Genomic DNA, 6,979 nt, shown 5'->3' with positions numbered 1-6,979 from the left:
GGTGTCGAGGTCGGTCACGGTGACCTCGGCGCCCTGTTCGGCCAGCCGGGCGGTCGGGCAGGGGCGGGCGCCGTGCTCGCCGAGCAGCGCCTGGATGCGGCGCACGCAGGACCCGCAGTCGGTGCCGGCCCGGCAGCCCTTCGCTATCTGGCGCGGGGTGCCGGCGCCGCCGTCGATCGCCTTCTTCACCTGGTCCTCGGTGACCGCATGGCACATGCACACGTACATCGCGGTCTCTCCCGGGGTGGAGCGGAATGGATCTTGACTAAGGTTCGCCTTAGTTCACTGAGGCTTACCTTACCCGGGCAAACGGGTACGAAAAAGCCCCTCCGGGCTCGGGAACACCGAATCCGGAGGGGCCTTCGTCACATCCGACGGACACCGGACCTACTGGCCGCGGTACATCTCCGCCACCAGGAACGCCAGGTCCAGCGACTGGCTGCGGTTGAGGCGCGGGTCGCAGGCCGTCTCGTAGCGCTGGTGCAGGTCGTCCACCAGGACCTCGTCGCCGCCGCCGACGCACTCGGTGACGTCGTCGCCGGTCAGCTCCACGTGGATGCCGCCCGGGTGGGTGCCGAGCGCGCGGTGCACCTCGAAGAAGCCCTTGACCTCGTCCAGGACGTCGTCGAAGCGGCGGGTCTTGTGCCCGCTGGAGGCCTCGAAGGTGTTGCCGTGCATCGGGTCGCAGATCCACACCGGCTTGGCGCCGGAGGCGGTGACCTTCTCCACCAGGGTGGGAAGGTGCTCGCGGATCTTGCCCGCGCCCATCCGGGTGATGAAGGTCAGGCGGCCGGGCTCGCGCTCCGGGTCCAGCTTCTCGATCAGGGCCAGCGCGTCGTCCACCGAGGTGGTCGGGCCGAGCTTGACGCCGATCGGGTTGCGGATCTTGGAGGCGAACTCGATGTGCGCGTGATCCAGCTGCCGGGTGCGCTCGCCGATCCACACCATGTGGCCGGAGACGTCGTACAGCTCGCCGGTGCGCGAGTCCACGCGGGTCAGCGCGGTCTCGTAGTCGAGGACCAGCGCCTCGTGCGAGGAGAAGAACTCGACCGCCTTGAACTCCTCCGGCACCACGCCGCAGGCGCTCATGAACGCCAGGGCGTTGTCGATCTCCCGGGCGAGCTGCTCGTAGCGCTGGCCGGCCGGCGAGTTGCGGACGAAGTCCTGGTTCCAGGCGTGCACCTGGCGCAGGTCCGCGTAACCACCGGTGGTGAACGCGCGCACCAGGTTGAGCGTCGCGGCGGACGCATTGTACATCCGCTTCAGGCGCTCCGGGTCCGGGATGCGGGACTCGGGGGTGAACTCGAAGCCGTTCACCGAGTCGCCGCGGTAGACCGGCAGGGTCACGCCGTCGCGGGTCTCGGTCGACTTGGAGCGCGGCTTGGAGTACTGGCCGGCGATGCGGCCGACCTTCACCACCGGCACCGAGGCCGCGTACGTCAGCACGGCGGCCATCTGGAGCAGCGTCTTCAGCTTGTTGCGGATGTGCTCCGCCGAGACGCCGTCGAAGGCCTCGGCACAGTCACCACCCTGGAGGAGGAAGGCCTCCCCGCGCGCCACGGCCCCGAGCCGGGCGCGCAGCTGGTCGCACTCGCCGGCGAAGACGAGCGGCGGATAGGAGGCGAGCTCGGCAAGGGTCTTGCGCAGAGCCTCTTGGTCCGGCCATTCAGGCTGCTGCGCCGCGGGCAGGGACTGCCAGGAGTGGGCAGCCCTCGAAGTCTCAGTCGTAGCGGTCACATCACCAAGGCTACGGGGTGACAGGAGTGACTCGTGACTATTGCCCGAGGGATGAGACATATCTCGGACAAAGACGTGACGGCCCTCACCCGCCCCGGCGCATCCGCTAGGGTCGAACCATGCACGCGCCCCACACCCACTCCTGGTGGTGGGCCTCCCCCAAGGGTGGCCCACGAACGACGCGTTCCTAGACGAACACGACGGCCGCCCCTCGGGGCGGCCGTCGGCGTCTGCGCAGACGGCCCTCCGGGAGCGGACCTTGCACCGCCTCTCACCAGCCCACCCGGAAGGAAGCCGTTCCCGTGACCACCGCCGTCGACCTGCTCACCCGCCTCACCGGCCCGGACGCCCCCGCGTTCGCCCTGCTGCACCGCCGCACCCCCCGGCTCAGCCCGGACACCGTCGAGGTGCTGCTGGGCACCGTCGACCGCTACGAGCACCTCGCCGACCTGCCCGTGCGCAGCGGCCCGCCGGCCGGCGGCGGCCCGGTGCACGATCTGCTCGCGCTCGTCCCGTACCGCCAGATCCGCGAGCGCGGCTTCGAGGCACACGACGACGACACCCCCCTGCAGGCCCTCTCGGTGGCCGAGCAGCACACCCTGCCGTTGGCCGAATTCACCTATGCCCTACCGAAATTGCCGGTCTCACTTGCCGGTGGCGGGTTCGATGTGGACGACGATTCGTACGCGTCGATCGTCCGCAAGGTCATCCGGGACGAGATCGGCAACGGCGAGGGCGCCAACTTCGTGATCCGGCGCGACTTCCACGCGACGCTGGAAGACTTCTCGCCGGAGCTCGCGCTGACGCTCTTCCGCCGGCTGCTGGAGCAGGAGCGCGGCGCGTACTGGACCTTCCTGGTGCACACCGGTGACCGGGTGCTGGTCGGCGCCTCCCCCGAGGTGCACGTCCGGCAGAGCGGCGGCACCGTCGTGATGAACCCGATCTCCGGCACCTACCGCTACCCGGCCGGCGGCTCCGACCTCGACTCGCTGCTCCAGTTCCTGCACGACCCCAAGGAGCTGGAGGAGCTCACCATGGTCGTGGACGAGGAGCTCAAGATGATGTGCACGGTCGGCGACCTCGGCGGCCAGGTGCTCGGGCCCCGGCTCAAGGAGATGGCCCACCTCGCCCACACCGAGTACGAGCTGCGCGGACGCACCTCGCTGGACGTCCGCGAGGTGCTCCGCGAGACGATGTTCGCCGCGACCGTCACGGGCAGCCCGGTCGAGAACGCCACCCGGGTGATCAAGCGCTACGAGACCACCGGGCGCGGCTACTACTCCGGCGCGCTCGCCCTGATCGGCCGTTCCGCCAGCGGCGGGCAGCTGCTGGACTCGCCGATCTGCATCCGCACCGCCGACATCGACCCGGCCACCGGCCGGCTGGTCGTCCGGGTCGGCGCCACCCTGGTGCGCCACTCCGTCCCGGAGTCCGAGGTCGCCGAGACCCACGCCAAGGCCGCCGGAGTACTCACCGCGATCGGCGCCCGGCCCACGCCCGCCCGGCTGCCCCACCCGGTCGGGCCCCGGCTCGCCGACGACCACCGGGTGCAGGCCGCCCTGGACTCCCGCCGGGCCGACCTCGCGCCGTTCTGGCTGCGGATGCAGCAGCCCGCCGAGATCACCGAGACCGAGCCGGCCCTGGTCGTGGACGGCGAGGACACCTTCACCTCGATGCTCTCCCACCTGCTCGGCTCGCTCGGCCACCGGGTGACGGTGGCCCGGTACGACGAGCCGGGGCTGCGCGAGCGGGTCGCGGCGCACCGGGGCGCACTGGTGCTCGGCCCCGGCCCGGGCGACCCGGCGCTCGCGGACGACCCCAAGATGATGCTGCTGCGGCCGATCGTCGCGGACGCGCTGGCCGCCGTCCGCTCCGGCGCCCGCACCTCGCCGCTGCTCGCGGTCTGCCTGAGCCACCAGCTGCTGGCCGCCGAACTCGGGCTCGCGCTGGGCCGCAAGGCCGTCCCCTACCAGGGGGCGCAGGAGCGCATCGACCTGTTCGGCGGCAAGCAGACGGTCGGCTTCTACAACACCTTCACCGCGCGCTGCTCGGAGGCCGACGCGGCACGGCTCGCCACCGAGGGCGTCGAGGTCTCCCGGGACGCCGTCACCGGCGACGTGCACGCGCTGCGCGGGCACGGCTTCGCGGGGCTCCAGTTCCACCCGGAGTCGGTGCTCACCCGCGACGGGGTCGGCATCGTGGCGGGCCTGCTGCGCGGGGCGACGGCCGCACTGCGCTGAGCCGACGGCGCGGCCCCGGGCGGACGTACCCGCCCGGGGCCGCGCCGCAGCCGCTGCCGGACCCTCAGACCTCGTCGTCCAGGCCCTGCTCGATGGCGTACCGGACCAGCTCCACCCGGTTGTGCAACTGCAGCTTCCCGAGCGTGTTCTGCACGTGGTTCTGCACCGTCCGGTGGGACAGCACCAGCCGGTCGGCGATCTGCCGGTACGACAGCCCCTTGGCCACCAGCCGCAGCACCTCGGTCTCCCGGGCGGTCAGCCGCGGGGCGGCCGGCGCCGAGGCCGGGGCCGGCTCGGCGGCCAGCCGGCGGAACTCGCCGAGCACCAGGCCGGCCAGGCCCGGGGTGAACACCGCGTCGCCGACGGCCGTACGGCGCACCGCGTCCAGCAGCTCCTCCCGCCCGGCCGACTTCACCAGGTAGCCGGTCGCGCCGGACTTCACCGCCTCCAGCACGTCCTGGTGCTCTCCGCTGGCCGACAGCACCAGCACCCGCACCGCCGGGTCGTGCGCGACCACCTGGCGGCACACCTCGGCACCGGGCAGGCCGGGCAGGTTGAGGTCCAGCACGACCACCTGCGGCGTGCAGGCGCGGGCCCGGCGCACGGCCTCCTCGCCGTCGCCCGCGGTGGCCACCACGTCCAGTCCGGCCTCGGCGAGGTCACGCGAGACGGCGTCCCGCCACATCGGGTGGTCGTCCACCACCATCACCCGCACCGGCCGGTCGGCGGTCGGCTGATCGGTCATCGGCTGGCTGGTCATTGAGTGGCCTTCCTCGGGACGCGCAGTTCGACCTCGACGCCCTCCCCGGGCGCCGAGTACAGCTCGGCCGTGCCGCCGAGGTCCAGCAGCCGGCCGCGGATGGACTGGGAGACGCCGAGCCGGCCCGCCTGCTCGGCCTCGCCCAACCGGCCCGGGGCGTAGCCGGGCCCGTCGTCGCGGATGCCGACCGTGACGGCCTCCGGCTCGTCCTCGACCAGGATCCAGGCCCGGGCCCGCTCCCCCGCGTGCTTGCGCACGTTGTCGACGGCCGCGCCGACGGCCGCCGCGAGCTCGCCCGCCGCCTGACCGGGCAGCAGCACCGGGGTGCCGGGGGCGGAGAGCGTGATCCGCTCGTCCGCGTACGGGCGCAGCAGCACGGTCAGGTCGCACGGCGCGTGCGGGTCCGGCGGCTCGGCGGCGTCGGACCGCGACGCGCGCCGCGCCGGCAGCGGACCGCCCGTCATCAGCGCCCGCAGCGCGCGCTCCTGTTCACCGGCCAGCCGGCCGAGCTCGGCGAAGTCCGCGCCGGAGGCCGTCCGCTCGCTCAGCTCCGCGCCGCGCCGCTGGACCAGGGCGAGCACCTGGAGCACGCCGTCGTGGATGTCGCGGGAGAGCCGCTCGCGCTCCCGGGTGGCCGCCTCGACCTGGAGCGCCCGGGTGAGGGTGGCCTCGCTGGCCCGGGCCAGCTCGATCACGTAGCCGATCGCGCAGCCGGCCACCATCAGCAGCACGATGTTGTGGATGTTGTCGCCGGTCGGCCCGCCGTGGCCGAGGATGTTGGCGACGCCGATCACCGAGCCCGAGGCCGCCGCCGGGCGCCAGCCGCCCTTCGCGGCGAAGCCCAGCACCGTGCCGGCCGCCCAGATCGTCGGCAGGGTGGGCGCGCCGTGGCTGATCCGGGCCGGGGAGTCGGTCATGCCGCTCATCACGATGCCGGTGACGGCGAGGGTGAGGTCGGCGCCCAGGACGTACCAGGTGCAGCGCTGCGGGTTGGCGAAGGCCCGGGTGCTGGCCAGGGTCCACAGGGTCAGCGCGCCGAGGAAGATCCAGCCGGCCACCGGGTGCAGGAAGTGCAGGTACGAGTTGAAGTACCGCAGCAGGGCGTAGCACAGGGCCAGCACCCGGAAGTAGGAGATCGCCTTCCACAGCGGGAGTTCGACGGACATGCCGCCGGCCGCCACCGTGCCGCCGACCGCGCCGGCTCTGCCCCCGTCGTCCGTCATCCGCCCCTCCCCTGGGCCCGTCCGGGCGGCCGAGCGGCCGTCCGGACGCCTACTCCGGCTTCTCCTGCTGCTTCTCCGAGGTGCCCGCCTCGGCGGCCTTCTCCGCCTTCTCGGCCTCGGCGGCCTCCGCCTTCTCCGCCTTGGCGGCGGCCCGGCGCTCGGCGTCGGCCTTCTTCTTGTCGTCCGCGATCTGCCGCTTGGCGGCGGTCGCGTAGATGTCCACGTACTCCTGGCCGGAGAGCCGCATGATCTCGTACATCACCTCGTCCGTCACCGAACGGAGGATGAAGCGGTCGTTCTCCATGCCGTGGTAGCGGGAGAAGTCCAGCGGGCGGCCGATCCGGATGCCGGGGCGGATGCCGAAGTTGGGGATCACCTGGCCGGGCGGCTGCACCTTCTCGGTGTCGATCATGGCGACCGGGATCACCGGGGCGCCGGTGGCCAGCGCGACGCGGGCCAGGCCGCCGACCTTGCCGCGGTACAGCTTGCCGTCGGGCGACCGGGTGCCCTCCGGGTAGACGCCGAACAGCTCGCCGCTGTCCAGCACCGCGATGGCGCTGCGGATCGCGGCCTCGCCGGCGCCGCGCACGCCCGAGCGGTCCACCGGCAGCTGGCCGACGCCCTTGAAGAACGCGGCGGTCAACCGGCCCTTGAGGCCCGGGGTGTTGAAGTACTCGGCCTTCGCGATGAAGGTGACCCGGCGCCTGATCAGGGCGGGGAAGAAGAACGAGTCCGAGAAGGACAGGTGGTTGCTCGCGATGATCGCCGCACCCTCGGTGGGGATGTTCTCCTCGCCCTCGATCCAGGGCCGGAAGAAGATCCGAAGCAGTGGCGCGACGATCATCTTCATCAGTCGGTAGAACAACCCGGGCCTCCTGTTATGCGGACCGGTCGATCCTAATGCCCCGCGGCCGTCCGCTGTGCCCGCGGCGGTCCCGGCCTTGGCGAACCGGTAGAGCATCTGCTCGTCGGACTCGGCACCGGCGGCGGTGAGCCGCGCGAAACCGTCGGCGGTGGCG

Annotated in this window: 6 protein-coding genes; 1 reads left to right on the top strand and 5 read right to left on the bottom strand. The window is 72.6% G+C overall.

Annotation, left to right across the window (positions count from 1 at the left end; translation table 11 throughout):
* Both ACIQOV_RS19605 and ACIQOV_RS19600 read right to left on the bottom strand, forming a co-directional pair.
* A partial coding sequence (locus tag ACIQOV_RS19605) for a bacterioferritin-associated ferredoxin (protein WP_401050015.1) occupies positions 1 to 228 on the bottom strand: 228 nt, incomplete at its 3' end.
* A 159-nt stretch (positions 229 to 387) separates the two neighbouring features.
* The gene (locus tag ACIQOV_RS19600; protein WP_380357613.1) at positions 388 to 1,797 is read right to left on the bottom strand and encodes a class II 3-deoxy-7-phosphoheptulonate synthase; all 1,410 of its coding nucleotides are present in this window, start codon (positions 1,795 to 1,797) and stop codon (positions 388 to 390) included.
* Positions 1,798 to 2,039: 242 nt separating this feature from the next.
* On the opposite strand from ACIQOV_RS19600, the gene ACIQOV_RS19595 reads away from it, so the two are divergent.
* On the top strand, positions 2,040 to 3,977 hold the full coding sequence (locus tag ACIQOV_RS19595; RefSeq protein ID WP_401050013.1) for an anthranilate synthase family protein: 1,938 nt from the start codon (positions 2,040 to 2,042) through the stop codon (positions 3,975 to 3,977).
* A gap of 64 nt (positions 3,978 to 4,041) precedes the next feature.
* Here the strand turns inward: ACIQOV_RS19595 and ACIQOV_RS19590 are convergent, their stop codons facing one another.
* Genes ACIQOV_RS19590 through ACIQOV_RS19580 form a run of 3 tightly spaced genes read right to left on the bottom strand, consistent with a single transcriptional unit; the run spans position 4,042 to position 6,810 of the window.
* Positions 4,042 to 4,737, bottom strand: a complete 696-nt coding sequence (locus tag ACIQOV_RS19590; protein WP_401050011.1) for a response regulator — start codon at positions 4,735 to 4,737, stop codon at positions 4,042 to 4,044.
* A complete protein-coding gene (gene macS, locus ACIQOV_RS19585) occupies positions 4,734 to 5,960 on the bottom strand; it encodes a MacS family sensor histidine kinase (protein ID WP_359897098.1) in 1,227 nt (408 codons plus the stop codon). Before macS ends, ACIQOV_RS19590 begins: the two co-directional genes overlap by 4 nt.
* 49 nt (positions 5,961 to 6,009) lie before the next feature.
* Positions 6,010 to 6,810 carry a lysophospholipid acyltransferase family protein gene (locus tag ACIQOV_RS19580; protein ID WP_401050017.1) on the bottom strand — a complete coding sequence of 267 codons (801 nt, stop codon included), beginning with the start codon at positions 6,808 to 6,810 and terminating at the stop codon, positions 6,010 to 6,012.
* Positions 6,811 to 6,979 lie beyond the last annotated feature (169 nt).

Origin of the sequence: Kitasatospora sp. NPDC091257, from assembly GCF_044757675.1 — a bacterium.
Taxonomy (GTDB): domain Bacteria; phylum Actinomycetota; class Actinomycetes; order Streptomycetales; family Streptomycetaceae; genus Kitasatospora; species Kitasatospora lactacystinica.
This window is presented reverse-complemented; position numbering and strand designations above follow the sequence as displayed.